Below are 1,683 nucleotides of genomic sequence, written 5' to 3'. Positions count from 1 at the left end.
CCGCAACCCGCTCCTCGAACCACTCGGAAACCGACAGCGACGGCACCACACGCCCGGTGTCATTCCACTCCACCAGCAGCCTGCGGGCCTCATCGGCATCCAGCAGCTCCGCTCGGCTGATCGGCTCATCAGGCTCGACGACAGCCGACCGCAGCGCACGCATCAACCGGTCGACCAGCGATTCGGCGGTGACGCGGTCGAACAAGTCGGTGCTGTACTCCAGGACGCCCTGCAAACCCGTCTCCTGGCCACTGTCGTGGCGGTTCTCGGCAAAGCCGAAAGCGAGGTCGAACTTCGCGACAGAGACGTCGACCGGCTCGCGCGCGACCGTCAGCCCGGGAAGGCCGTCCAAGGCATCCAACGCACCTTGGTAGTCCGTGTTGTTGAAGGTCAGCAACACCTGGAAGAGGGGGTGCCGGGACAGCGACCGCTCCGGATTGATCGCCTCGACCAGCCGCTCGAACGGCAGATCCTGATGCGCGTACGCCGACAGGTTGGTCGTACGGACACGGCTGATCAGCTCGGTGAAGGTCGGATCGCCGGAAGTGTCCGTGCGCAGCACCAGCGAGTTGAGGAAGAGACCGATCAGATCATTGACGGCGTCGTCGGTGCGGCCTGCGATCGGGGTGCCGACCGGGATGTCCGTCCCGGCACCCAGCCGGGTCAGCAATGCCGCCAGGCCCGCCTGCACCACCATGAACGGACTGGCCTGAGTCTCCCGGGCAAGGGCGACCACACGCTCGTACAGCTCCGCCGGCACCTCAAAGGCGATCCGCTCGCCCCGGTGGGAAGCAACAGCCGGCCGCGGCCGGTCGGTCGGCAAGTCCAACTGATCCGGCAGACCCGCCAACGCCTCCCGCCAGTACGCCAGCTGGCGGGAGATCTCACTGTCCGGATCCTCCTCGGAGCCCAGGACCTCGCGCTGCCACAGGCTGTAGTCCGCGTACTGCACCGGCAGCGGCGACCACGACGGCACCTCACCAGCCGTACGCGCCGCATACGCAGCAGCAAGATCCCGCGCCAGCGGACCACGCGACCACGCATCACTCACGATGTGGTGCGTCAGCACGAGCAGGACGTGGTTGTCCTGCGATACGGCGAACAGCCCTGCCCGGAAGGGGATGTCGGAGGCGAGGTCGAAGCCGTGGCTCGCGGCGCGCGCGAGATCGTCATGAAGCCGCGCCTCACTGGTCTCCGTGAACGGGAGTTCCGGCCGGGCTTCCTCGACGGGCAGCACGATCTGCCGGGGTCCTTCGGCGTCCTCGGTGAAGACGGTGCGCAGGCTCTCGTGCCGCGCCACCACATCCGCCAGCGCCTGACGCATGGCCTCACGGTCGAGGGGACCGGTCAACCGCAGTGCGACCGGGGCGTTGTAGGTGGCGGTCGGGCCTTCGAACTGGTTCAGGAACCACAGCCGCTGCTGTGCGTACGACAGCGGAATGCGGTCCGGACGCGGGCGGGCGGTCACGCCCCGACGGGCGACCGAGGCCCCTTCCAGCGCCGCGGAGATACCCGCGACGGTCGGCGTCTCGAAAAGCTGCCGGATGGGCAGCTCGGCGTCCAGGGCCGTGCGGATACGGCTGACGAGCCTGGTCGCGAGAAGCGAATGGCCGCCGAGCTGGAAGAAGTCATCATCGATGCTCACAGCCGGCACACCGAGGACCTCGGCGAACAGATCGCACA

General features: G+C 67.9%; 1 protein-coding gene. It reads right to left on the bottom strand.

Features of this window, described 5'->3' with window-relative positions:
* Positions 1-1,645: condensation domain-containing protein (locus ACTWP8_RS38125; protein ID WP_443326633.1), on the bottom strand; the 1,645-nt coding region annotated here is incomplete at its 3' end.
* Between the last annotated feature and the right edge of the window lie 38 nt (positions 1,646-1,683).

Source organism: Streptomyces sp. 7N604 (genome assembly GCF_052245475.1).
GTDB lineage: Bacteria > Actinomycetota > Actinomycetes > Streptomycetales > Streptomycetaceae > Streptomyces.
The sequence above is the reverse complement of the archived record's forward strand: the minus strand, read 5'-3'. Positions and strand labels throughout refer to the sequence as shown.